At 69.6% G+C, this 24,911-nt stretch carries 17 protein-coding genes; 11 read left to right on the top strand and 6 right to left on the bottom strand.

Annotated elements, in window-relative coordinates; translation table 11 throughout:
* Positions 1-144 precede the first annotated feature (144 nt).
* Positions 145-3,642 carry a S8 family serine peptidase gene (locus HH310_RS15840; RefSeq protein WP_169176299.1) on the top strand — a complete coding sequence of 1,166 codons (3,498 nt, stop codon included), beginning with the start codon at positions 145-147 and terminating at the stop codon, positions 3,640-3,642.
* 4 nt (positions 3,643-3,646) lie between these two features.
* On the opposite strand, the gene HH310_RS15835 is transcribed toward HH310_RS15840, so the two are convergent.
* Entirely contained in the window at positions 3,647-4,402 is a 756-nt protein-coding gene (locus tag HH310_RS15835) for a collagen binding domain-containing protein (protein WP_169176298.1), read from the bottom strand.
* 1,534 nt (positions 4,403-5,936) lie between these two features.
* On the bottom strand, positions 5,937-7,784 hold the full coding sequence (gene ilvD / locus HH310_RS15830) for a dihydroxy-acid dehydratase (protein ID WP_169176297.1): 1,848 nt from the start codon (positions 7,782-7,784) through the stop codon (positions 5,937-5,939).
* Positions 7,785-7,883: 99 nt separating this feature from the next.
* Here ilvD and HH310_RS15825 point away from each other — a divergent pair, with 99 nt between their 5' ends.
* The 6 genes from HH310_RS15825 to serA all read left to right on the top strand — a co-directional run bounded on the left by HH310_RS15825 (position 7,884) and on the right by serA (position 16,874).
* Positions 7,884-10,175 (top strand): bifunctional diguanylate cyclase/phosphodiesterase, encoded by a 2,292-nt coding sequence (locus HH310_RS15825; protein WP_312034102.1) that lies wholly within the window; start codon positions 7,884-7,886, stop codon positions 10,173-10,175.
* Positions 10,176-10,350: 175 nt separating this feature from the next.
* Positions 10,351-12,168 carry an acetolactate synthase large subunit gene (locus HH310_RS15820; RefSeq protein WP_169176296.1) on the top strand — a complete coding sequence of 606 codons (1,818 nt, stop codon included), beginning with the start codon at positions 10,351-10,353 and terminating at the stop codon, positions 12,166-12,168.
* A complete protein-coding gene (gene ilvN / locus HH310_RS15815; protein ID WP_169176295.1) occupies positions 12,168-12,686 on the top strand; it encodes an acetolactate synthase small subunit in 519 nt (172 codons plus the stop codon). Before HH310_RS15820 ends, ilvN begins: the two co-directional genes overlap by 1 nt.
* Positions 12,687-12,707: 21 nt before the next feature.
* The gene (gene ilvC, locus HH310_RS15810) at positions 12,708-13,721 is read left to right on the top strand and encodes a ketol-acid reductoisomerase (protein ID WP_169176294.1); all 1,014 of its coding nucleotides are present in this window, start codon (positions 12,708-12,710) and stop codon (positions 13,719-13,721) included.
* Between the two features lie 188 nt (positions 13,722-13,909).
* Positions 13,910-15,154: a mannosyl-3-phosphoglycerate synthase gene (gene mpgS / locus HH310_RS15805; RefSeq protein WP_169176293.1), complete on the top strand. Its 1,245-nt coding sequence runs from the start codon at positions 13,910-13,912 to the stop codon at positions 15,152-15,154.
* Positions 15,155-15,275: 121 nt separating this feature from the next.
* On the top strand, positions 15,276-16,874 hold the full coding sequence (serA, locus tag HH310_RS15800; RefSeq protein WP_169176292.1) for a phosphoglycerate dehydrogenase: 1,599 nt from the start codon (positions 15,276-15,278) through the stop codon (positions 16,872-16,874).
* Here serA and HH310_RS15795 read toward each other — a convergent pair.
* The gene (locus tag HH310_RS15795; RefSeq protein WP_169176291.1) at positions 16,871-17,236 is read right to left on the bottom strand and encodes a hypothetical protein; all 366 of its coding nucleotides are present in this window, start codon (positions 17,234-17,236) and stop codon (positions 16,871-16,873) included. The genes serA and HH310_RS15795 overlap by 4 nt on opposite strands.
* A 382-nt stretch (positions 17,237-17,618) precedes the next feature.
* Here HH310_RS15795 and HH310_RS15790 point away from each other — a divergent pair, with 382 nt between their 5' ends.
* Together HH310_RS15790 and HH310_RS15785 are read left to right on the top strand one after the other, a co-directional pair.
* Positions 17,619-18,644, top strand: coding sequence for a 3-isopropylmalate dehydrogenase (locus tag HH310_RS15790; RefSeq protein ID WP_312034117.1), 1,026 nt, complete (start codon positions 17,619-17,621; stop codon positions 18,642-18,644).
* A 145-nt stretch (positions 18,645-18,789) separates the two neighbouring features.
* The gene (locus HH310_RS15785; protein ID WP_169176289.1) at positions 18,790-19,887 is read left to right on the top strand and encodes a branched-chain amino acid aminotransferase; all 1,098 of its coding nucleotides are present in this window, start codon (positions 18,790-18,792) and stop codon (positions 19,885-19,887) included.
* A 30-nt stretch (positions 19,888-19,917) separates the two neighbouring features.
* Here HH310_RS15785 and HH310_RS15780 read toward each other — a convergent pair whose 3' ends face one another.
* Positions 19,918-20,658, bottom strand: coding sequence for a tyrosine-protein phosphatase (locus tag HH310_RS15780; protein WP_169176288.1), 741 nt, complete (start codon positions 20,656-20,658; stop codon positions 19,918-19,920).
* A gap of 284 nt (positions 20,659-20,942) precedes the next feature.
* Here HH310_RS15780 and cimA point away from each other — a divergent pair, with 284 nt between their 5' ends.
* Positions 20,943-22,529, top strand: coding sequence for a citramalate synthase (cimA, locus tag HH310_RS15775; RefSeq protein ID WP_169176287.1), 1,587 nt, complete (start codon positions 20,943-20,945; stop codon positions 22,527-22,529).
* Here the strand turns inward: cimA and thrS are convergent.
* Positions 22,515-23,723: a threonine--tRNA ligase gene (gene thrS / locus HH310_RS15770; protein WP_169176286.1), complete on the bottom strand. Its 1,209-nt coding sequence runs from the start codon at positions 23,721-23,723 to the stop codon at positions 22,515-22,517. The genes cimA and thrS overlap by 15 nt on opposite strands.
* A gap of 212 nt (positions 23,724-23,935) precedes the next feature.
* On the opposite strand from thrS, the gene HH310_RS15765 reads away from it, so the two are divergent.
* Entirely contained in the window at positions 23,936-24,223 is a 288-nt protein-coding gene (locus HH310_RS15765) for a SelT/SelW/SelH family protein (RefSeq protein ID WP_312034100.1), read from the top strand.
* Between the two features lie 200 nt (positions 24,224-24,423).
* Here HH310_RS15765 and arfB read toward each other — a convergent pair whose 3' ends face one another.
* Positions 24,424-24,846 (bottom strand): alternative ribosome rescue aminoacyl-tRNA hydrolase ArfB, encoded by a 423-nt coding sequence (gene arfB, locus HH310_RS15760; RefSeq protein ID WP_169176284.1) that lies wholly within the window; start codon positions 24,844-24,846, stop codon positions 24,424-24,426.
* Positions 24,847-24,911 lie beyond the last annotated feature (65 nt).

Raw genomic sequence — 24,911 nt, 5'->3', positions numbered from 1 at the left:
ATTTGCCTGGTCAGGACGTTACCGATGCGTCCCGTCGATCTTGATAAACGGATAGTCACGGCGCGCCGACGAGGGCTGAAATCGGTGATCGTTAACACATAGGATCTCGACTGTTTCATTTCTTAACCGTCGAGGATGCCCCTGATGCACCTGTCCCCCCGCAGGGCAGCGGCCGCCACCGCGCTAGCCGTCCTGTTGTTAGCCGCGGCGGCGTCACCCGCCCGAGCCGCGACCACCGAAGCCCCCGAAACCATCCCCACAGCCGGAAAAACGATCACGCTCATCACCGGTGACGTGGTGACCGTTCGCACGAGCGGCTCCGGCACCACGGTGAGCACCGTCGGACCCGACGGGCGTCCGGCGACGGTCCACGTTGTCCAGACCAAGTCCGGCCTGTACGTCTACCCGATGAGCGCCCTCCGCTCCGTGGCCGACGGCGTGCTCGACAGCAACCTGTTCAACGTCACCGAGCTCCTGGCCGACGGCTACGACGACGCGCACGCCCCGCAACTCCCGCTGATCGTCCAGTACCAGCCCTCCTCATCCCTGCGGGCCGTCGCTCCGACCGGTCTGACCCAGGTCCGCCCCCTCGACGCCATCCACGGTGCGGCCGTGACCCAGGACCGCACCCGGGCGACCGCGTTCTGGTCCGGGGCGGGTTTCGCGAGCAACGGCGGCGGCGCCATCGCCAAGGTCTGGCTGGACAAGAAGGTCCGCGCCAGCCTCGCCGACTCCACCGCCCAGATCGGCGCGCCGCAGGTCTGGGCCCGCGGCGACACCGGCGCGGGCGTCACGGTCGCGGTGCTGGACACCGGCATCGACAGCACTCACCCGGACCTCGCCGACCGGATCGCCGGAACCGCCAGCTTCGTGCCTGGCTCCGACGTGACCGACCGGTTCGGCCACGGCACGCACGTGGCGTCGACGATCGCCGGCACCGGGGCCGCGTCCGGCGGTGCCGAACGCGGCGTCGCGCCCGGCGCCCGCCTCGATGTCGGCAAGGTCCTCGGCGACGACGGCTCCGGCCAGGACTCGTGGGTCATCGCCGGCATGCAGTGGGCGGCCGTCGACCGGCAGGCCAAGATCATCAACATGAGCCTGGGTGACGACGCCGCCACCGACGGGCACGACCCGGTGAGCGAGGCGCTGAACGCGCTGTCCCGCCAGACCGGCGCGCTGTTCGTGGTCGCCGCCGGCAACCTCGGTTCGGTGTCCAGCATCGGAGCCCCGGCCGCCGCGGACGAGGCGCTCACCGTCGGTGCCGTGGACGGTGACGACCAGCTCGCCTACTTCTCCAGTCAGGGCCCGCGCCTGAGCGACCAGGCCATCAAGCCGGAGATCACCGCCCCGGGCGTCGACGTGCTGGCCGCCCGGTCGCAGTTCACCGAGGGGGACGGCCCGTACGTCTCGTTGAGCGGCACCTCGATGGCCACCCCGCACGTGGCCGGCACCGCCGCTCTGGTCCTCGCCGCGCACCCCGGACTGACCGGGACGCAGCTCAAGAACGAGCTGGTCAGCACGTCGAAGCCGACGCCGCAGCTCAACCCCTGGCAGGGCGGCACCGGCCGGGTGGACGCCGACGCTGCCGAACGGGCCACGGTGTTCGCCACCGGCACGGTCAGCGCCGGCGCGAAGACCATCACCTACACCAACACGGGTACGCAGCCGGTCGCGCTGACGCTGAGCGCGGTCGGAGGCTTCTACGACCTGGGGCAGACCCGGATCACCGTGCCGGCGGGCGGTACCACGGACGTGGCGGTGTCCTATTCGGACACGAGCGTGAACCGGTCCGGATTCGTCACCGCTACGGACGACGCGAAGAACGTCGTGGCTCGTACCGCGGTGGCCACGGGACCCGTCAAGGCGTACCACAAAATGACCCTGAAGTTGAGCGACCGCAACGGGAACCCGACGCCGGGCGTGGTCGAGCTGATCTCGCAGGACTACGGGTGGGAGCCGATGTTCGTCACGCTCGAGGGTGAGACGACCATGCTGCTGCCGGACGGGTACTACTCGGCGCTGTCCTTTCTCGAGGTGTCCGGCGCGCACGGCCCGAACTCGCTCGGCATGGCGATGGTGGGTGACCCGGAAGTCGACCTGACACGCGACACGACGGTCCGGCTGGACGCGTCCAAGGCCCGCCGGATCACCACGACGGTGCCGCAGACCACCACCGACTCGTACGCCCGCTTGGACTACTACCGGTCCATGGACGAGGGCTTCTACCGCTCGTTCGTGGAGGCGGGCGTGCGGTATGACAGCCTCTGGGCCCAGCCGTCGGACGCCAAGGTGACGCACGGGGACTTCTACTTCACCGCCCGGTGGCGCAAGGAGGCCCCGGAGCTGAGCGTCGCGTCGCCCGCTCACCGGTACGACGACGTCATCCGGCAGGCCGGTGAGACGCAGTTACCCGACGGCACGTATCGGTTGACGGCCGTGGACGCGGGTGACGGCACCGACTTCACCGGCCTCGACGTCAAGGGCAAGGTCGCGGTGGTCCGGCACGGCGACGACTCGGCACAGGCCGCGGCCGCCGCTAAGGCGGGGGCGAAACTGCTGCTCGTCGTCAACGACGAACCCGGCCGGGCGATCCGCAACTACGGACCATCCTTCGGTTCCCGTACGCCCATCGAAGTGGCCCTGGTCTCGCAGGACGAGGGCAACCGGCTCCTCGACGAGATGCGCCACCGGAGGACGACTCTCACCGTGACCTCGACGGTGATGAGCGACTACGTCTACGACATCGCGCAGACCTACCACGACCAGGTGCCCCGCGACCTCACCCGGCACGAGACCCCCGCGACGCTGGCGAAGATCCCGGTGGACTTCACGCAGCCACGGCCGTCGGTCGGCGGCGAGTTCCGCTTCGACTGGCCGGCCTACAACGAGGGCTGGGGCATCGGCGCCCTGAGCAGCCGCCCGCTTCCCGAGCACCGCACCGACTGGGTGTCGACCGGCGGCCCGTACCGCTGGGGCCAGGAGGTGTACGTCCAGGGCCTCACCTATCAGATCGACCAGCGGACCGCGTACGCCCCGGGTCCGTCACCCGAGGAGGTCTACTTCGGACCGATCGCCCGCCCGCACCTGAACAACAACTACCGCCCGCCCGCCCGTACGGGTGACTCCATCACCGTGGACGTACCCGGCTGGGGTGACCAGGACCACGTCGGCCTCACCCAGAACGCGGCCACCCAGACGATCGCGGTCTACCAAGGTACGACCCTGCTCGGACAGAGCAACGGCACCTTCACGACCGTCACCGCACCCGGGTCGGACAAACGCTCGTACCGGGTGGTCGTGCACACCGACCAGGATCCGGCGGCCGGTCCGCTCTCGCTGCGCACGGACACCGAGTGGCGGTTCACCTCGGCCGGCACGACGAGCGCGACGGTGCTCCCGCTTCTGCAACTGGAGTACGCCCTCAAGGGTGACCACGTCGACGTCTCGGCCAAGCACCTGCCGGACGCCGCGGGCGCCGGCCGGGTGACGAACGTGACCTACCAGCTGTCGTACGACGACGGTGCGCACTGGACCTCCGCGAAGCCGCCGCGGTCGGCCCGCTACGCGTCGATCCGGGCGACCGCGACCGACACCAACGGCAACAGCGTGACGCAGACGGTGATCCGAGCCTTCAAGCTCTAGGCCGTCACACGCGGACCGCACCGAGCAGGATGTCGTGATCGGTGCGGTCCCCGTTCATCTCCACCCGGGTGGCCACCGGCGCGTGCCCGCTGGCCGCGACGGTGTACACCCCCGGGGGGAGGTCACGCAGCTCATACCGCCCGTCCGGCCCACTGGTAGCGGCTCCCGCCACCGCTCCCGACCGGTCCACCGCCAGCACCGAGGCCTCCGGCACCGGCCGCCCGGTCCCGGCCGCCTTCACACTGCCGGTCAGCACGCCGCCCACGGTCAGCACGAAATCGACGCGCCCCGGTTCGTCCGGCGACACCGTCCGCGACACCGGCCGGGCGTGCGACGCCGATGCGGTCAGCGTGTACTGCGGCCCGTCCAGCCCGTCGACCAGATACCGCCCGTCCGCCCCGGTCCGCGTGGTCGCCACGACCGTCCCCTTAGGATCGGTGAGCTTCAGCACGGCCCCTTCCAGCGGGCGGCCACCCCGATCCGTCACGGCGCCGGCCACCTGCCCACTCCCGGCCAGCGACAACACCCGCCGAATCTCCCCGGCCGCCACATTGATCAGCGCGGCCGCGGGTTGGTGATGCTCGGCCGCGCAGATCAGCAGAAAGCTCCCACCCCCGGCCAGCCGCAGCCGAAACCCGCCGTCCGCCCCGGTGACCGCCTTGGCCAGCTGGGCCCCGCCGTGATCCGTGATCGTGACCGTGGCCCCGGAGAGCGGCCGCTCACCCGGCCCGTCAATACGTCCGCTGACAACCGTGTCCATCCGTTCCTCCCACCGAGAGCAACGACAAACCCCCGCCAAGGTTGCCAGCCACACCAGCAAGAAGAACGCGACGTTGCCGCGGCGGCCGCCGGGCCTGTCGGTAGCCGCCACTACGGTGGTGTCCGGTTAGACCCGATCAGGCAGGTTCGGCGTGCATGATGCGCGGCGCCCCCTTGAGCCCATCGGCGCCCCCTTGAGCCCATCGGCGGTCCCGACCCGACTGGCGGCGCTGGGCTGACCGGTGGTCCTGGGCTGACCGGCGGTCCCGACCCGACTGGTGGCGCTGGGCTGACCGGCGGTCCTGGGCTGGCCGGCGGTCCCGACCCGACTGGCGGCGCTGGGCTGACCGGCGGTCCTGGGCTGACCGGCGGTCCTGGGCTGACCGGCGGTCCTGGGCTGACCGGCGGTCCTGGGCTGACCGGTGGCGCTGGGCCGACCGGCGTGCTTGGGCCGCCAAAGCCCGCAGTCAGCGGACACTCGCAGTTCGCACCTGGCAGGCGGCTCGCAACGCGTTGATCATTGTGTTTCGTCGGGGCGGGCGGCGGCAGCAGTCCGGTGGGAAGGGCAGCCGCCGCGATTATCGCGTTCGGCCGGACGCTGTCCCACTATCCGATCAGGATCTTCCGAAATGTGGGCGGCGATCCTAATTGGACGTTCGTTTTGCCCTGTTACGCGACCTTTGCCGCGCGGTCTTGCTGGCTGATTTCGAGACCTTGGAAAGTTACGCCCACATGCGAGCCTCAACTCTCCAAGGTCTCGAAAATCCGGCTGCACGCCGCTGGACCGGAGCACCGAATGTGGACAAAGGCGACACGGTAGGCCTTGATCATGCGCTAACAAGCGGCATGTGGAAGGCGAGGCGGCCGGTGGTTGGCTCGGGCGAGAGGGCGAGAGGGCGAGAGGGCGAGAGGGCGAGAGGGCGAGCGGGCGAGCGGGCGAGCGGGCGAGCGGGCGAGGCGGATTGCGGCACGGATGGGCAGGTGGGGCGGGCCGCGGCGTGGGTGGGGAAGCGGTGCGGGTCGGTGGTCGCGCGGGTGGGGGCAAGGCAGGTCGGTGGTCGCGTGGGAGGCGAGGGTGAGGCGGCCTGCGGCGTGGGGTGGGCAGGTGGGCGGGCCGCGGTGGGATTGGGGTCGGGGGGCGGGTCGATGATCGCCGCAGCTGGGAAGGGTGAAGCGTGGTCGGCGCGGGTGGGGACGGTGAGGTGGCAGGTGCCCGGGCCTTGGCGCCGGCGGCCGCTGGGAAACTCTTGGGTGGCGGTGGCGGTGGCGGTGGGCGGTGGGCGGTGGCGGTGGGCGGTGGCGGTGGGCGGTGGCGGTGGCGGTGGGCGGTGACGGTGGGCGGTGACGGTGACGGTGGCGGTCGCGGTGGCGGAGGCGGTCGCGGTGGCGGTGGCGGTCGCGGTCGCGGAGCGCCGGGGTGGCCGGGAGCTGGCAGGGGCCGGAAGCGGCCGACGGCCAGGGCCACGCACTCAGAGTGTGCGTGGCCCCCGGAGCGGACAAACTTGCTGTTGTGGGCTGGGTCTAGGCGTACGGGATTATTCCGGCACTCGGCGGTAGGCGCCGTCGCTGGCGCTGGTGGCCATGGAGGCGTAGGCGCGCAGCGCTGCTGAGACCGGGCGGACGCGGTCGAGCGGGGTGAACGGCTTCGGGCGGCGCTCCTGCTCGTGGCGGCGCTGGGCCAGCTCCTCCTCCGTCACGTTGAGGGAGATGGCGCGCGCCGGGATGTCGATGGTGATCTCGTCGCCGGTCTCGACCAGGGCGATCAGGCCGCCGGACGCCGCCTCGGGGGAGACGTGGCCGATCGACAGGCCGCTGGTGCCGCCGGAGAAGCGGCCGTCGGTGATCAGTGCGCACGCCTTGCCCAGGCCGCGGCCCTTCAGGAAGCTCGTCGGGTAGAGCATTTCCTGCATGCCGGGGCCACCGCGCGGGCCCTCGTAGCGGATCACCACGACGTCGCCCTCGACCACCTGCTTGCCGAGGATGCCGTCGACCGCGGCGTCCTGCGACTCGAAGACGCGCGCGGGGCCGGTGAACTTCCACAGCGACTCGTCGACGCCGGCGGTCTTGACCACGCAGCCGTCGGGGGCGAGGTTGCCGAAGAGGATCGCCAGGCCGCCGTCGACCGTGTAGGCGTGATCGACCGAGCGGATGCAGCCGTCCGCGCCGTCGGTGTCCAGCGTGCTCCAGCGGTTCGCGGTGGAGAACGGCTGGGTGGTGCGGACGCCGCCGGGGGCCGCGTGGAAGAGCTCGAGCGCTTCCGAAGAGGTGTTTCCGCTACGAATGTCCCAACTGTCCAGCCAGGAGGACAAATCGGGTGAATGCACCGAGCGTACGTCGGTCTTCAGCAGGCCGCCGCGGTTGAGCTCGCCCAGCAGGGCCGGGATGCCGCCGGCGCGGTGCACGTCCTCCATGTGGTACTTCACGCTGTTCGGGGCGACCTTGGACAGGCACGGCACGCGGCGCGAGATGGCGTCGATGTCGGAGACGCTGAAGTCGAGCTCGGCCTCGCGGGCCGCGGCCAGCAGGTGCAGCACCGTGTTGGTGGAGCCGCCCATCGCGACGTCCAGGGCCACCGCGTTCTCGAAGGCGGAACGGTTCGCGATGCTGCGCGGCAGCACCGACTCGTCGTTCTCCTCGTAGTACTGCCGGGCGATGTCGACGATCAGCGAACCGGCCTTCTCGAACAGCGCCTTGCGCGACTCGTGCGTGGCCAGCGTCGACCCGTTGCCGGGCAGGGCCAGGCCGATCGCCTCGGTCAGGCAGTTCATCGAGTTGGCGGTGAACATGCCGGAGCAGGAACCGCAGGTCGGGCACGCGGCCCGCTCGATGGTGCCGAGCTGGTCCTCGGTGACGTTCTCGTTGGCGCTCGCGCTCATCGCGTCGATCAGGTCGAGCTTCTCGTGCACCACGCCCTCGATGGCGATCGTCTTGCCGGCCTCCATCGGGCCGCCGGAGACGAACACGGTCGGGATGTTCAGGCGTAACGCGGCGATCAGCATGCCCGGGGTGATCTTGTCGCAGTTCGAGATGCAGACCAGGGCGTCGGCGCAGTGCGCGTTGACCATGTATTCCACCGCGTCGGCGATCAGCTCGCGGCTGGGCAGTGAATAGAGCATGCCGCCGTGGCCCATCGCGATGCCGTCGTCGACCGCGATCGTGTTGAACTCGCGCCCCACGCCGCCCGCCGCCGCGATCGACTCGGCGACGAGACCGCCGAGGTCTTTGAGGTGCACGTGACCCGGTACGAACTGGGTGTAGCTGTTGGCGATCGCCACGATGGGCTTGCCAAAATCGTCGTCGGTCATGCCGGTGGCGCGCCACAGGGCACGCGCGCCGGCCATGGTCCGACCGTGGGTCGAGGTCCGGGAACGCAGCTCAGGCATCCACACATAGTGCCACCATCCCGGCGAGTGCAACCCCGTCGTCCACAGGCCGGGACGTGAGGGCTCCCGAAACTCGCGGAGATCGGGCACAGTGTTCCCGTGCATTTACCGTCCGGCGTGGAGCTGGCCGGGTTCGCGATCTTGCTGACCGCGGTCCCGGCCGTCGTAGCGCTGGTCAACAAGAGGGTCCTCGCTCTCGGGGCCGCGATCGCCGCCGCCGCATCGATGGCCGGCGTGATCGCCGCCGCACTGACCGATCTGCCGGTGCCGCGGATGAGCCTCGGCTCCACGGTCGCGATCGGCGCCGGGGTCGGCACGCTCATCCTTCTCGCCGGCACGGCGCTGCTACCGGGCGCCGCGGAAAGCCCGGGCGCGGCCGTGCGGCACCTGCTCGACGGCCTGGTGATCGCGGCCGCGATCTGGTTCGTCGGCTGGGTGCTGCTGTCCGCCCCGACCCGGATCCTGGGCGACTCGACCCCGATGGCCTGCCCGTCGCTGCTGGTCCCGGCCGCGATCGCGTGCGTCTCGCTGGGCCTGACCGCGGCGCTCGCGCTGCACGCGCACCGCCCCCGCCTGATCACCGTGCGGGTGGCGGCCGGGGTGAGCGTGGTGGCGGTCGGGTCCACCGCGCTGGCCGGCGGGCTGTGCCAGGGCTGGGACGCCGCGGTGCTGGCCGGTTCGGTGCTGGTGCCGGCCGGGTTGTTCGCGATCGCCCGCGCGGTGCGCACGGCGGATCGGCCGGTGCGCGTCGACGGCGACGCGGCCGAACGCGGCACGGCGTACGCGGTGGTGCCGATGTCCGCCATGGTGACCGCGCTGGGGTTCCACGTCTACGCCGGCGGCGCCTTCGGGCTGTTCGGGTTCCTGGGTGCCGCGGTCGAGGGGTTCGCGCTGGTCTTCCGGCAGTCGCTGGCGCTGCACGACGTCCGCGGCTTCGCCGTGCGGCTGCGGCAGAGCGAGGCGCACTACCGCGAGCTGGCCCATACCGATCCGCTGACCTCGCTGGCCAACCGGCGCGGGCTGCAGCGCGCGCTGCGCGAGCACGCCCACGCGCCGGTGGTGCTGGTCGGCATCGACCTGGACGGTTTCAAGACCGTCAACGACGTACGCGGTCACGACGCCGGTGACGCGGTGCTGTGCGAGGTGGGCGTGCGCCTGCGGCGCAACCTGCTGGCCGACGACGTCGCGGCCCGCCTCGGCGGCGACGAGTTCGCGGTGCTCATGCACGGCACGGTGGACGAGGCGATGCTGACCGCGCACCGGCTGCTCGCGGTGCTCGGCGAGCCGTTCGAGGTGGACGGCGGGTCGATCTTCCTGTCCGCGAGCATCGGGGTCGCCGACGGCGGCGAGCTGATGCACGACGCCGATCTCGCGCTGCGCTACGCCAAGCAGCGCGGCAAGAACCGGGTGGAGCGCTACCAGGCGCGCTACGACGAGCTGCTGCGCCGCCGGGGCACGCTGGAGAGCGAGCTGCGGCACGCCATCGACCGCGACGAGCTGCGCCTGGTGTATCAGCCCGTGGTCGCGTTGCCGTCGATGCGCCCGGTGGGCGCCGAGGCGTTGCTGCGCTGGCATCATCCGACACTGGGCGCGGTCCGGCCGGACGAGTTCATCCCGGTCGCCGAGGAGTCCGGGCTGATCAACCGGATCGGCTCGTGGGTGCTCGAGCGGGCCACCCGGCAGCTCGCCGACTGGCTGGCGCAGGGCCACGACGTCTGGGTCTCGGTCAACCTGTCTCCGAAGGAGTTGCACGCCGCGGACTACGCGGGCCAGGTCGCCGAGCTGCTCGCCGAGTGCGGGGCGCCGCCGCAGCGCCTGGTCCTGGAGGTCACCGAGCATGCCGTCGCGACCGACATGGAGGAGCTGATCAGCCGGCTCGCCGAGCTGCGCGCCACCGGCGTGCGGATCGCGCTGGACGACTTCGGCGCCGGCTACTCGTCGCTGGGCCAGCTACGCACGCTTCCGGTCGACATTCTCAAGATCGACCACGCGCTGGTGACCGACGAGGCCGCGCCGCTGGTCGACGTGGTGGTGCGGCTGGGCCACCGCCTCGGGCTGGAGGTGCTCGCCGAGGGCATCGGCACGCCCGCGCAGCGGGAGGCGGTCGAGGACGCCGGCTGCCGCCTGGGCCAGGGCTCGCTGTTCGGCTGGGGCGTGCCGGCCGAGCATCTGGAGGCGCAGCTGCGCACCCTGCGGACGGCGACCCGGCCGGCGCCCGTCCCACGATCCGCACCGCCGAAGGAGGGCACGGCCCGGAGTCAGGTTGTCAAGCTCGGTCCCGGAATGCGGCAGCTCAGAGCGTTGCTGCCGACGGATCCCGCGTTCGAGGCACTCGCGGGTGATCAGAATGTGGGATCGATTGACTCGGGCAGTGAGATGCGGCATGGTTAGCGCCATGTACTGCGCAGCTCGAGTACTTACGTGAGCGCACTCCTGCCGACTGATCCAACGGCGAGGGTGCGCTAGGTCCCGTGCTTCGGCACGCGGGCCTTTTTTGTTGCGCGAGTAAAGCGAGTCAAGCCCTTCAAGGCCAGCGAGTACCCGACCGACCCGAACGGAACCCGTGATGACGAGACCACCGTCCCCCGAGACTCTGGCCCACCGAGCGAGCGCGGCCGCGGGCGCCGTGCCCGCCGTCGCCGCCCCGATCAAGACCACCGGTGCCGGAGCCGTCGTCCGGTCCCTTGAGGCGCTCGGCGTCGAGGTCGCGTTCGGTATCCCGGGCGGGGCGATCCTTCCGGCGTACGACCCTCTCTACGACTCGAAGATGCGGCACATCCTGGTGCGTCACGAGCAGGGCGCGGGGCACGCCGCGACCGGTTACGCGCAGGCCACCGGCAAGGTCGGCGTCTGCATCGCGACCAGCGGTCCGGGGGCCACCAACCTGGTGACGGCGATCGCCGACGCGTACATGGACTCGGTTCCGATCGTCGCGATCACCGGCCAGGTGGCGCGGCCGCTGATCGGCACGGACGCCTTCCAGGAGGCGGACATCTTCGGCATCACGCTGCCGATCACCAAGCACAACTTCCTCGCGCAGACGGCCGACGAGGTGCCGCGGCTGATCGCCGAGGCGTTCCACCTGGCGTCCACCGGCCGGCCCGGACCGGTCCTGGTGGACATCCCGAAGGACGTGCTGCAGACCGAGACGACCTTCCAGTGGCCGCCCACCTTGGACCTGCCCGGTTACCGTCCCACGCTGCACCCGCACGGCAAGCAGATCCGCGAGGCCGCCCGCCTGATCGCCCAGGCCAAACGCCCGGTCCTGTACGTCGGTGGCGGGGTGCTCAAGGCCGGAGCCACCGAGGGGCTGCGCAAACTGGCCGAGCTCACCGGCATCCCGGTGGTCACCACGCTGATGGCGCTGGGCGCGTTCCCCGACTCGCACCCCCAGCACCTGGGCATGCCCGGCATGCACGGCACCGTCCCGGCGGTGTACGCGCTGCAGAAGGCGGACCTGCTGATCACCATCGGCGCCCGGTTCGACGACCGCGTCACCGGCAAGATCGACACGTTCGCGCCGGACGCCAAGATCGTGCACGCGGACATCGACCCGGCCGAGATCGGCAAGAACCGGCACGCGGACGTCCCGATCGTCGGCGACGCCCGGCACGTGATCGACGAACTGATCGCGGCGGTGTCCGCGCAGGGCAAAACCCAGGACCCGTACGAGTCGTGGTGGGCGACGCTCGAGGACATGCGCCGTCGTTACCCGCTCGGCTTCGACGAACCGGACGAGGGCGAGCTCGCGCCGCAGTACGTGATCGAGCGACTGGGCGCGTTAGCCGGCCCGGACGCGATCTACGTGTCCGGGGTCGGCCAGCATCAGATGTGGGCGTCCCAGTTCATCAAGTTCGAGAAGCCGGGCACCTGGCTGAACTCGGGTGGCGCGGGCACCATGGGCTACGCGGTGCCGGCCGCCATGGGCGCCAAGGTCGCCAAGCCCGACACGGCGGTGTGGGCGATCGACGGCGACGGCTGCTTCCAGATGACCAATCAGGAGCTCGCCACCTGTGCGCTGGAGGGCATCCCGATCAAGATCGCCCTGATCAACAACGGCAACCTGGGCATGGTCAAGCAGTGGCAGACCCTGTTCTACGAGGGCCGCTACTCGAACACCAACCTGGGCACGCACAAGCACCGCATCCCGGACTTCGTGAAGCTGGCCGAGGCGCTGGGCTGTGTCGGCCTGCGCTGCGAGTCCAAGGAGGACGTGGACAAGGTCATCAAGCAGGCCATGGAGATCAACGACGCGCCCGTGGTCATCGACTTCACGGTCGCCGCCGACGCCATGGTGTGGCCGTTCGTCCCCGGCGGGATGGGCAACGACGAGATCATGTTCGCCCGGGACGTGCGCCCGATGTTCGACGAGGACGACATCTGATGACCAATACACACACGTTATCGGTTCTGGTGGAGAACAAGCCCGGCGTGCTCGCGCGCGTCAGCGGCCTGTTCTCCCGGCGCGGCTTCAACATCGATTCGCTGGCGGTGGGCGAGACGGAGAACCCGGACGTCTCCCGCATCACGATCGTGGTCAACGCGGACTCCTCACCCCTGGAGCAGGTGACCAAGCAGCTCAACAAGCTGATCAACGTTCTGAAGATCGTCGAGCTGGATTCACAACAATCGGTCCAGCGCGAGCTCCTGCTGGTCAAGGTGCGTGCCGATCGCACGCAGCGGGGCCAGGTGCTCGAGACGGTCGAGCTGTTCCGGGCGAAGGTGATCGACGTCGCCCCGGACACTCTCACCATCGAGGCCACCGGTGCTCCCGACAAGCTCGATGCGCTGTTGCGCGACCTCGAGCCGTACGGGATCAAGGAAATGGTGCAGTCGGGTCTCGTGGCCATCGGCCGCGGCTCCCGGTCGATCACAACCGGACCGGCGCTGCGCGCCGCGTAAGCAATACCTGAAAGGGAAGTAATGACCGCGGAAGTGTTCTACGACGACGACGCCGACCTGTCCGTCATTCAGGGACGCAAGGTCGCCGTGATCGGCTACGGCAGCCAGGGCCACGCCCACTCGCTGTCGCTGCGCGACTCGGGCGTCGAGGTGGTGGTCGGCCTCAAGGAGGGGTCGAAGAGCCGCGCCAAGGCCGAGGAGCAGGGCCTCGAGGTCAAGACGCCGGCCGAGGCGTCCGCCTGGGCCGACGTGATCATGGTGCTCGCGCCGGACACCGCCCAGCGCAAGATCTACACCGAGTCGATCGCGCCGAACCTCACCGAGGGCAAGGCGATCTTCTTCGGGCACGGCCTGAACATCCGCTTCGAGCTGATCAAGCCGCCGGCCAACGTGACCGTCGCGATGGTCGCCCCGAAGGGCCCCGGCCACCTGGTGCGTCGTCAGTACGTGGACGGCAAGGGCGTGCCCTGCCTCGTGGCCGTCGAGCAGGACCCGACCGGTGAGGGCCTCGCGCTCGCCCTCTCCTACGCGAAGGCGATCGGCGGCTCCCGGGCGGGTGTCATCAAGACGACCTTCAAGGAGGAGACCGAGACCGACCTCTTCGGCGAGCAGGCCGTCCTCTGCGGTGGTACGGCGGCGCTGGTGCAGACCGGCTTCGAGGTGCTCACCGAGGCTGGATACGCCCCCGAGATCGCGTATTTCGAGTGCCTTCACGAGCTGAAGCTCATTGTTGATCTCATGTACGAGGGCGGCATCTCCCGGATGCGCTACAGCGTCTCGGACACCGCCGAGTTCGGCGACTACACCCGGGGCCCGCGGATTATCGACGCGCGGGTCAAGGACGAGATGAAGAAGATCCTTTCGGAGATTCAGTCCGGCGAGTTCACCCGTGAGCTGATCGAGGACGACGACAACGGCCGCCCGCTGCTGACCAAGTTCCGCGAGCAGGGCGCCGAGCACCCGATCGAGGTCACCGGCCGTCAGCTGCGCGGCATGATGAGCTGGGTGGACCGGCCGATCACCGAAACCGCCTGATTTCCCGTACGCCTCGAGCCCGGCTTTCCGGCACGCCATGGAAAGCCGGGCTTTTCGGGTAGTCGTGCGATTACTTGAAACATTGCCGTTACGTGTTGCTTACCTCACCGTTCGCCGAAAGGGTTCGGAAAGGTAATTGTGTGATGTTCGTCTGCGGGCACCGGCCATTTGCCGGGTAGCCTCGCGGCATGCGACTGGCAGATTCTTTCCGGAGTGAGCGCTTCGGCGCGGTCCGGATTCATGAGCTGCAGCGAGTCATTGAACTTGACTCGGGCACATCCGTTGCGGGGGCCGGCAGTCGTATCGTGCCGCCCGATGCATTGCGCGCCGTTGAATCGCAAATGGTAATAGTCGTTCCGTGCATGAATGAGACACGAGGCGTCATCGAAGGGGTTCTCTCCGGCATCCCGCACGACTGCCTCATCGTGCTGGTGTCGAACAGCGATCGGGAGCCGGTCGACCGCTACGAGATAGAGGCGCAGACCGTCGAGCAGTTCTGCCGCCTGGCCGGGCGTCCGGCGATGACCGTGCACCAGCGCGATCCGGGCGTGGCCGCGGCGTTCAAGGCGGCCGGCATGCCCGAGCTGATCGACGACGACGGGCTGGTCCGGGGCGGCAAGGGCGAGGCGATGCTGATCGGCATGGCGCTCGCCGCGATGACCGGCCGGCGCTATGTCGGCTATGTGGACGCCGACAACTACGTGCCGGGCTCGGTGCACGAGTACTGCGAGGTGTTCGCCGCCGGGCTGCACCTGGCCACCTCGCCGTACGCGATGGTGCGGATCTCCTGGCAGTCCAAGCCGAAGTTCCGCGACGGCCGGCTGTTCTTCAACCGCCGCGGCCGCACCTCGGCGATCACCAACGAGTGGCTCAACCGCTTCCTCGCCGAGTACTCGGGCTTCGGCACCGAGGTGATCGCCACGGGCAACGCCGGCGAGCACGCGATGAGCCTGGAACTGGGCCTCAAACTGCGCCTGGCCGGCGGGTTCGCGATCGAGCCGTACGAGTTCCTGAATCTGTTCGAGCAGTTCGGCGGGGTGCTGGAGAGCACCGATCCGGAGGTCATGGCGAGTTCCGTCCCGGTGTTTCAGATCGAGACCCGCAATCCGCATTTTCACGACAACCGGGGCGAGGACCACGTCCAGGGGATGCGGATGCAGGCTCTCAACGTCATCTACCACTCGCCGGTGACGTTGCCGGCCATCCGGCAGGCGATCGTCGACTTCATGGTCGAGCAGGGCGCTCTCGGCCCCGGCCAGGAGCCGCCGCGCGAACGCGTCTACCCACCGGTCGGCACGCTTGACCTGGATCTTCTCTTCGACGTCCTGGATGCCGAGGCACGCAGCTTCCGGCGGCTCGACGGGCAGGCCGAGGCGGCTCCGGCCACCGAACCGCCGGTGGTCCGGCCGACCATTCCGCGCAAGGCGGCATGATTGTCACAGCAAGTGTGATGTCGGTCACTAGGCGATGACATGACGGCGGGAGTCCGCCTCCGCATACCATCTCCGTAATCGGCCAACGGCGGTCGGTCACCGCGAGCATGGTTGGAGACGCATGACTCCCGTCGTCCTGATCGCCGAAGAACTCGCTCCGTCCGCCCTCGACGTCCTCGCCGACGACTTCGACGTCCGCACCGTCGACGGCACCGACCGGTCCGCCCTGCTCGCCGCGGTGGCCGAGGCCGATGCGCTGATCGTGCGCAGCGCCACCCAGGTGGACCCCGAGGTGATCGCCGCCGCGTCCCGGCTGAAGGTGGTCGCGCGGGCCGGCGTCGGGCTGGACAACGTCGACGTGCCGTCCGCGACCTCCCGTGGCGTCATGGTGGTCAACGCCCCGACCAGCAACATCGTGTCGGCCGCCGAGCAGGCCATCGCGCTGCTGCTCGCGGTCGCACGCAACACGGCCAGCGCCAGCACGGCCCTCAAGCGGGGCGAGTGGAAGCGCTCCAAGTACACCGGCGTCGAGATCCAGGGCAAGACCGTCGGCGTCGTCGGCCTGGGCCGCATCGGGGTGCTGTTCGCCCAGCGCATGGCCGCCTTCGGCACCCGGCTGATCGCCTACGACCCGTACATCCAGCCCGCCCGTGCGGCCCAATTGGGCGTACGCCTCGTCGGGCTCGACGAGCTGCTGCGCGAGAGCGACTTCATCTCGGTGCACCTGCCCCGTACGCCGGAGACGTTCGGCCTGATCGGCGAGAAGGAACTGGCCATCGTCAAGCACGGCGTGCGCATCGTGAACGCGGCCCGCGGCGGCCTGATCGACGAGCACGCGCTGGCCGCCGCCCTGAAGGAGGGCCGGGTGGCCGGGGCCGGGCTGGACGTCTACGTCACCGAGCCGGCCACCGACTCGCCGCTGTTCCACTTCGACAACGTGGTGGCCACCCCGCACCTGGGCGCGTCCACGGTCGAGGCGCAGGACAAGGCGGGCCTCGCGGTGGCCCGCAGCGTCAAACTCGCCCTCCAGGGCGAGTTCGTGCCGGACGCGGTCAACGTGCAGGCCGGCGGCGTGGTGGACGAGGACGTACGCCCGTTGCTGGCGCTCGCCGAGAAGCTGGGCCGGGTGTTCACCGCGGTGGCCGGCGGGGTCGCCGCGGGGGTCACCGTGGAGGTGCGCGGCGAGATCGTCTCGCACGACGTCGGCGTGCTGAAGCTGGCCACCACCAAGGGCCTGTTCGCGTCCGTGGTCGACGAGCGGGTCACCTATGTGAACGCGCCGCAGCTGGCCGCCGACCGCGGCGTCGAGGTCGAGCTCGCGGTCAGCGACGAGCCGGCCGAACATCACAATCTCGTCACCGTGCGCGGCGCGCTGCCGGACGGCCGGACCGTCAGCGTCGCCGGCACGCTGACCATGACCAGCACCCGGGAGATCTGCAAGCTCACCGGCGTCGACGACTTCGATCTCGACCTGACCGCCGACGGTGTGCTGCTGTTCTTCCGCTACAGCGACCGGCCCGGCATCATCGGCGCGATCGGCACCATCCTCGGCGAGGCCGGGGTCAACATCGCGGCGATGGAGGTGGCCCGGCGGGAGGCCGGCGGCGAGGCGCTGATGGCGCTGACCGTCGACTCCTCGGTCGACGCCGAGTTGCTCTCGGCCGTGGCCGAGACCATCGGCTCGGCCCGCGGCAGCATCGTCGACCTGCGCGTCGCTTAGTTGCGCAGGCGTAACGGCGGCGGATAGACGGTGCCGTCCTGCAGGTCCAGCAGATCGAGGTTGAGTTCCGCGGCCAGCCGTTCGATCGTCTCCAGCACGTCGTCCGGGCAGCCCTCGTCGAGCCGCATCTGGATGTGGTCGGCGGCGGCGTGCAGCGGGGCGTGCGCCCACGGCGAACCGGGAGCCGAAGCGCGCGGGCCACGGTCCGGGTAATTGCTGGTCAGGGCGTCATAGAAGGCGACAACACGCGGATCGGCCGGCCGCTGCGGGTGCTCGCCGCGCGCGCACCGCGCGTTGGCGGCCCGCACGGCGTCCGGCTGGTCCGTGGCGTCCATCGCCCACACCACGAGGTCGAAACTCACCGGCGCATGGTGCCATCACCGAGCGCGACACGCCGGAACTACCCCGGCGACACGCGGGGGATGCGTCTTGCGCGTCTTTAGTCCACATCGCTAGCGTTGTCCCTGCCGCACGACTCGCTCGTGGGCACGTCTTCGGGTGACGTGCACACTTTTGCGTGTCGCGCGGCTCTTCCGGCGGGACCGAGCCACGCGTACTCGTCGCATCAGCCCCCGTTACCGTTTGCCGCGGTGCGGGGGCTGTTCGCGTCCGGGGTCAATACGCTGGTCAGAGCCATGACCCCACTTATCGATATCTCAATTTCTGGGACTGTTGTTCCGAAAATCGAGACGGCCCGCTACTGTGAGCGCGGCAACTGGTAAGTCGAGGGAGTTTGACGTGAGCGTGGCGCGCATCGCCGTCGTCGGCGGCGACGGCATCGGGACCGAGGTCACCGCCGAGGCGCGCAAGGTGATCGAGGCCGTCCTTCCCGGCAGCGAGTTCCACGACTACGACCTCGGCGCCCGGCTGTATAACCGTACCGGCGAGGTCCTGCCCCCGTCCGTCGAGGACGAGCTGGCCGGTCACGACGCCATCCTGCTCGGCGCGATCGGTGACCCCAGCGTCCCGCCCGGCGTCCTCGAGCGCGGCCTGCTCCTCAAGCTCCGGTTCGACTTCGACCAGTATGTGAATCTTCGTCCCTCGCGTCTCTGGCCGGGCACCGTGAGCCCGCTGGCCGGCGTCAAGCCCGGCGAGATCGACATGATCGTGGTCCGCGAGGGCACCGAGGGCCTCTACGTCGGCGCCGGCGGCGTCCTGCACAAGGACACCCCCGCCGAGATCGCGACCGAGGAAAGCCTCAACACCCGGCACGGCGTCGAGCGGGTCATCCGCGACGCCTTCGCCCGCGCCCAGGTCCGCGACCGGCGCCACCTGACGCTGGTGCACAAGACCAACGTGCTCACCAAGGCCGGCAGCCTGTGGTCGCGCACGTTCGCCGCGGTGGCCGCCGAGTTCCCCGAGGTCACCACCGAATACCAGCACGTCGACGCCGCGTCGATGTTCCTGGTGAGCAACCCGCAGCGTTACGACGTGGTCGTCACCGACAACCTGTTCGGCGACATCCTCACCGACATCGCCGCCGCCGTGACCGGCGGTATCGGCATGGCCGCCAGCGGCTCGGTCAACCCTTCGCGGCGCTATCCGTCGACCTTCGAACCGGTGCATGGTTCGGCTCCGGACATCGCCGGTCAAGGCATTGCCGACCCGGCCGCAGCGATCCTGTCGGCTGCCCTTCTGCTCGAACACCTAGGGCACCGCGCCGAAGCGGCCCGAGTAACCGAGGCGGTCGCGGCGGAGGTCGCGTCCCGGGCTCCGGGCGCCTCGCTGCGAACCGCCGAAGTCGGCGACCGGGTCGCCGCCGCCCTCTGACCGGGGCCCTGCGGAAACCCCCAGCATTCGCACCCTCCCTCGACTGCGGCCGTTGCCTTAACGTCCGTTCGGGGTATCTTCATGTCACCCTCGGGTGATACGCGCCTCAATCGAAAGCTTCCTTCAGAAAGCAGGTCATCTGCTCATGAGCGGTGGTGACAGCCCCGATTTCGAGATTCGTCCGAACCAGGCGCCCGTGGATGAGGCCGAGCGCGCCGCGTTGCTCGCCGATCCGGGCTTCGGACGCATCTTCACCGACCACATGGTCACTGTGCGTTATGCCGAGGGGAAAGGCTGGTACGACGCGCAGGTCGGTGCGCGCCGGCCGATCGAGATCGACCCGGCCGCGGCGGTTCTCCACTACGCGCAAGAGATCTTCGAGGGTCTCAAGGCGTACCGGATGGAGGACGGCGGCATCGCGATGTTCCGCCCCGACGCCAACGCGGCCCGTTTCAACCAATCCGCCAAGCGGATGGCGATGCCGGGCCTGCCGCAAGAGACGTTTCTGCAGTCCCTCCACGAGCTGATCAAGATTGACCAGCGGTGGATCCCGGAGGCCGAGGAGGGCAGCCTTTACTTACGCCCCTTCGCGTACGCCAGTGAGGTCTTCTTAGGCGTGCGCCCCGCGCTGGAATACCTGTATCTGGTGATCGCGTCCCCGGTCGGCTCGTATTTCTCCGGCGGGGTCAAGCCGGTCTCGGTGTGGGCGAGCCCCGACTTCACCCGCGCGGCCCCCGGCGGCACCGGCGCGGCCAAGTGCGGCGGCAACTACGCCAGCGGTCTCTCCGCCCAGGCCGACGCCATGGAGCACGGCTGCGACCAGGTGGTCTATCTCGACGCCGTGGAGCGTAAGTACGTCGACGAGCTCGGCGGCATGAACGTGTTCTTCGTGCTCGACGACGGCTCGCTGGTGACGCCACCGCTGGGCGGCACGATCCTGCCCGGCATCACCCGCGACTCGATCATCAAGCTGGCCGAGGTGGCCGGGCGCAAGGTCGAGGAACGCATGATCAGCATCGACGAGTGGCGCGAGGGGTCGGAGTCGGGCGCGATCCGCGAGGCGTTCGCCTGCGGTACGGCCGCGGTGATCACCCCGATCGGCATGGTGAAGAGCCCCGAGTTCGAGTTCACCGTGGCCGACGGCGGCCACGGCGACGTCACCATGGGCCTGCGCAAGCAGTTGGTCGACATTCAGCGCGGCCGCGCCGACGATCCGTTCGGCTGGGTCCACCGAGTGGCCTGAGGTGTGGGGAGCCGCAACTCCCCACACCCCCTAGGACAACAGGTGGGCGCGCATCGCGGCGATCTCGTCGTCGTTCACGCCGATCTCCTTCACGAAGCCCTCGACCGAGCCGTGCAGGGCGCGCAGGTCGTCGAGGAACAGCTGCATGGCGCCGGGCGGCGAGTCGTACATGTGCTCGTTGCCCTGCACCGCCTCCGGGTGCTTCTCCAGCAGGTACGCGGTGAGCCGCTCCATCGCCGGGCTGGTCAGCGCGTAGTCCGCGGCGATGTCCTCGTCGGACACTCCGAGCAGCGACAACGCGAGCGCGCAGACGGTCCCGGTGCGATCCTTGCCGGCCATGCAGTGCACCACCACCGGCGCCTGGTCCGGGTCGGCGATCACCCGTAACGAGCCGAGCAGCGCCTCCCGGCCGTCCTCGGCGAAGTTCAGATACCGGTCGGCCAGCCAGCGTTCGTGCACGACGTCGTCCGGGTGCTCGACCTCTTCCCAGTCGACGTGCTTGAGAACGAGATTGTGATAGTCGAGGCCGTAGCGGTCGGCCACCCGTCCGTACTTCTCGATCTCGAACGGGCGCCGCAGGTCGATCACCGTCCGGATGCCTAAGGCCGCGAACTCCTCGGCGTCGTCCTCGCCGAGCCGGTGCAGCGCGTCCGAGCGGAACAGCCGCCGCCAGCGGACGGTGCGCCCGTCGAGGCCGGTATAGCCGCCGACGTCGCGGAAGTTGTAGGTGCGGGAAAAGCCAAGATTCCGGGGGTACGGTTCCACAGCCACCCCGCAAACCTAGCCGGGCCGGGCCTTCGCCAGCCGCCCCCCATCAGGCCGGAAACGGGCAACCGCGCAGGTCAAGCCCACTCGTACGGGCGTACTTGTCCCAGCAATTGGATTTTCTGTCTCAGTCCGCGCCGTCCGTGGCATGCTTCGTGGCGTGACCCACCACTCCGTGCTTCTCATTAGCACCTAGCGCGCCGGCTGACCTCTCGCCGACGCGCAGACCTCCCGCATGAGCGGGGGGTCTTTTGTTTTGGTCACTGAAGAATCCTCGAAGGGGACGCGCCATGGACTACCAGGTCTTCGACACCACGTTGCGCGACGGAGCACAGCGAGAGGGAATCAGCTACACGGTCGCCGACAAACTGGCGGTCGCGAAGCTGCTGGACGAGTTCGGCGTGGGTTTCATCGAGGGCGGCTGGCCCGGCGCCATGCCCAAGGACACCGAGTTCTTCGCGCGCGCCCGCACCGAGCTCTCGCTGACGAACGCGGTGCTGGTGGCGTTCGGAGCGACCCGCAAGGCCGGCGTCGAGGTGTCGCACGATCCGCAGGTGCAGGCCCTGCTGGACGCCGAGACCCCGGTCGTGTGCGTGGTTGCCAAGTCCGACATCCGGCACGTCGAACGGGCATTACGGACCACCGGCGACGAAAACCTCGCGATGGTCCGCGACACCGTGCGGCACCTGGTCGCCAACGGGCGGCGCGCGTTCGTCGACTGCGAGCACTTCTTCGACGGCTTCCGGTACGACCCGGCCTACACCGCGTCCGTCGTGCGGACCGCCTTCGACGCCGGGGCCGAACGCGTGATCATGTGTGACACCAACGGCGGCATGCTGCCCTCGATGATCACGGCGGCGATCAACGAGGTGGTCGCCCGGACCGGGGTGAGCGCCGACCGGCTCGGCATCCACTGCCAGAACGACACCTCGTGCGCGGTGGCGAACACGATCGCCGCGGTCGAGGCCGGCGTCAAACACTTCCAGTGCACCGCGAACGGCTACGGCGAGCGACCCGGCAACGCCGACCTGTTCGCCACGGTCAGCAACATCCAGCTGAAGCTCGGGCTCCAGGTCCTACCGGACGGGTGCCTCGAACAGGCGTCGCGCGTCTCGACCGCGCTCGCCGAGATCGCCAACATCGCCCCCGACACCCACCAGGCCTACGTCGGGGCCGCCGCGTTCGCTCACAAGGCGGGGCTGCATGCGAGTGCGATCAAAGTTGATCCGCTGCTCTACAACCACGTCGACCCGTCGGTGGTGGGCAACGACATGCGGATCCTCGTGACCGAGATGGCCGGCCGGGCCAGCATCGAGCTCAAGAGTCGGGAACTCGGGCTCGACCTGGCCGGCCATCCGGACACGCTGTCCGCGGTGACGCGCAAGGTGAAGGAACTCGAGGCGGGCGGCTGGTCCTTCGAGGCCGCGGACGCCTCCTTCGAACTTCTCGTCCGAGGTGAACTGCCGGGCCACGGGGTCGTACGCCCGTTCACCCTCGAATCGTGGCGCACGCAGGTCGAGCATCGCGAGGACGGGTCGGTGGTCTCCGAGGCGACCGTGAAGGTACGAGTACGGGGCGAGCGGGTCATCGCCACGGCCGAGGGCAACGGTCCGGTCAACGCGCTGGACGAGGCGCTGCGGGCGGCGCTGTCGCAGCACTATCCGCAGCTCAAGACGTTCGAGCTGACCGACTACAAGGTGCGCATCCTGGAGGGCAGCCACGGCACGAACGCCATCACCCGCGTTCTGCTCGACACGGGTGACGGCGACCGTGACTGGACCACCGTGGGCGTCCACGAGAACATCGTCGAGGCGTCCTGGGTGGCGCTGGTCGACGCCTTGACGTACGGCCTGGCCCGCGAGTCAGTCCAGGCCTGACGAACGGTCACGGGCGATCCGGCCGATCAGCGCGATCGCATCGGCGATCGGCATCGGCCGGAGCTGCCTGCCGTCCCGCAATCGCAGTGCCACCTGTCCCGCTTCCGCCTCCCGGGCGCCGATCACTCCCACGTACGGGATTTTCCGCTCGGCGGCATGACGGATACGCGCGCCGATCGAACCGTCGTGGTGCGCCTCGGCCCGCAGGTCGTCGTCCATCGCCGCGCCGACGAGGGCGTGGGCCTGCGCGGCCTGGTCCGCGGACACGGGCAGGACGTCGAGTTGCACCGGCGCGTACCAGACGGGGAACGCGCCCTGATGCACTTCGAGCAGGTGTGCGAAGAGGCGTTCCATCGAGCCGGCCAGGCTGCGGTGCACCATGACCGGGCGGGACCGGCCACCGGCCGCGTCGGCGTACTCGAGGCCGAACTGCCGGGGCTGATGGAAGTCCACCTGCACGGTGGCCAGACTGGACTCCCGGCCGGCCGCGTCGGCGATCTGAACATCGATCTTCGGCCCGTAGAAGGCGGCCTCGCCCGCAGCCTCCACATAGGAGATCCGCTCGGCGTCGAGCGCTTCGCGCAGCAATTTCCCGGCGAGCGCCCACTCCTCGTCGTCACCCCCGTATTTGCCGCCGTTGCCGCGCAGCGAGAGGCGGTAGGACGCCGGCTCGAACCCGAGGGCGGCGTGGGCCTCGCGCATCAGTCGCAGGATCGCCGCCACCTCATCCGCGACCTGGTCGAGCGCGCAGAAGTTGTGTGCGTCGTTGAGGTGGATGGCCCGCACGCGTCCGAGCCCGCCGACGACCCCGGAGCGTTCGGCGCGATACATGTCGCCCATCTCGGCGATGCGCAGCGGGAGATCGCGGTAGGACCGCTGACGCGACTTGAAGATAAGGGCGTGGTGCGGGCAGTTGCTCGGTCGTAGGACCAGTTCGTCGTCGCCCATCCGCATCGGCGGGAACATGTCGTCCGCGTAGTTCTTCCAGTGCCCCGACAGCTCGTACATCCGGCGTTTTCCGAGCGCGGGGGAGTAGACGTGCTGGTACCCGGCGCGGCGTTCCAGCCCGCGCAGGTACCGCTCGACCTCATACCGGGCGGCCGCCCCGCCGGGCAGCCAGAACGGCAGGCCCGCCCCGATGAGCGGATCCGAGTCGAAGATGTCGAGGTCGCGTCCGAGTTTGCGATGGTCCATGTCCGGTCTCCTTGGTTCGACGGCCCGGACGAGACCTCGGAGCGCGAAAACGGCCCTGGGCATCTCGCCCGGGGCCGTTCGTCGCTTGTGTGATGCGGTCAGCGCGATCGGCTGCCGGGTGCTCCCGGCGTCGTCGTGACAAGCGCGTGCTTCCGCATGCGCCAATGGTAGGTCGCGGTCGTCCCCGCGTCCGCCCAATAAACTTGGGCGTCGTGAACCCTCGCCTCGAAATCGAGTACTGCACCCAGTGCCGCTGGCTGCTGCGAGCCGCCTGGACGGCGCAGGAGCTGCTCACGACCTTCCAGCGTGACCTGGGTGAGGTCGCGTTGATCCCGGGCATCGGCGGGGTTTTCGAGATCCGCCTCGACGGCGAGACCATCTGGTCCCGCAAGGAAAGCGGCTTCCCGGAGATGGCCGAGCTGAAGCGTCTGGTACGAGACCGGGTCGCCCCGGACCGAGACCTGGGTCACTCCGACCGCAAGCAGCCGTCGGCGGAATAGGCACGCCGCTTCCGCCCCGAGCCCAACGCGGTGCGCCGCCATTCGTTTTCTTGCGGTTTGGGGTGCGGCTGGCGGCTGGGTTGTGCTGCGGCCCGACGCCGGATCTTGGTGAGTTGGGTTGGAGCGCCGCCAGATTCACTTGCGGTTTCCAGCGGCGGCGCGGCCGTGGCTCGGGCGCGACCGTTTCGCCTAGCAGGTCTCTAGTCGATGTCGCCGCGGCGGCCGCGCTTGATCTGGGCGCGGCGCTTCTTCTCGCCGATGCGGCGTTCGACCGAACCTCGCGACGGCTTGGTCGGGCGGCGGGCGCGGGGCGGAGGCGCGATGGCCTCGCCGACTCGCGCGGCGAGACGGGCCTCGGCCGCCTCGCGGTTACGGAGTTGAGATCGGTGTTCCGACGCGACGATGGTCAAGGAGCCGTTGATCAGCCGGCCGCCGAGCCGTTCGACCGCCCGATCTTTCAACGCTGGTCCCAGGGCGTTGGACGCGAGCAGGTTCCAGGACAGCTCCACCCGCGAGTCGGTTGTGTTCACGCCCTGGCCGCCGGGGCCGCTGGAGCGCGAGAAACGCCAGTTCAGCTCGGCCTCCGGGATGACAACGCCGGGCCGGACTACGACATCGGCCATGAGGTCCCCCTTGCGAACCGCGGGCCGTGCGAGCCGCTGCCGACGCCGCCGGACGCTTCCTTCAC

The sequence above is a fragment of the Actinoplanes sp. TBRC 11911 genome, from assembly GCF_012933445.1.
Classification (GTDB): Bacteria; Actinomycetota; Actinomycetes; order Mycobacteriales; family Micromonosporaceae; genus Actinoplanes.
This window is presented reverse-complemented; position numbering and strand designations above follow the sequence as displayed.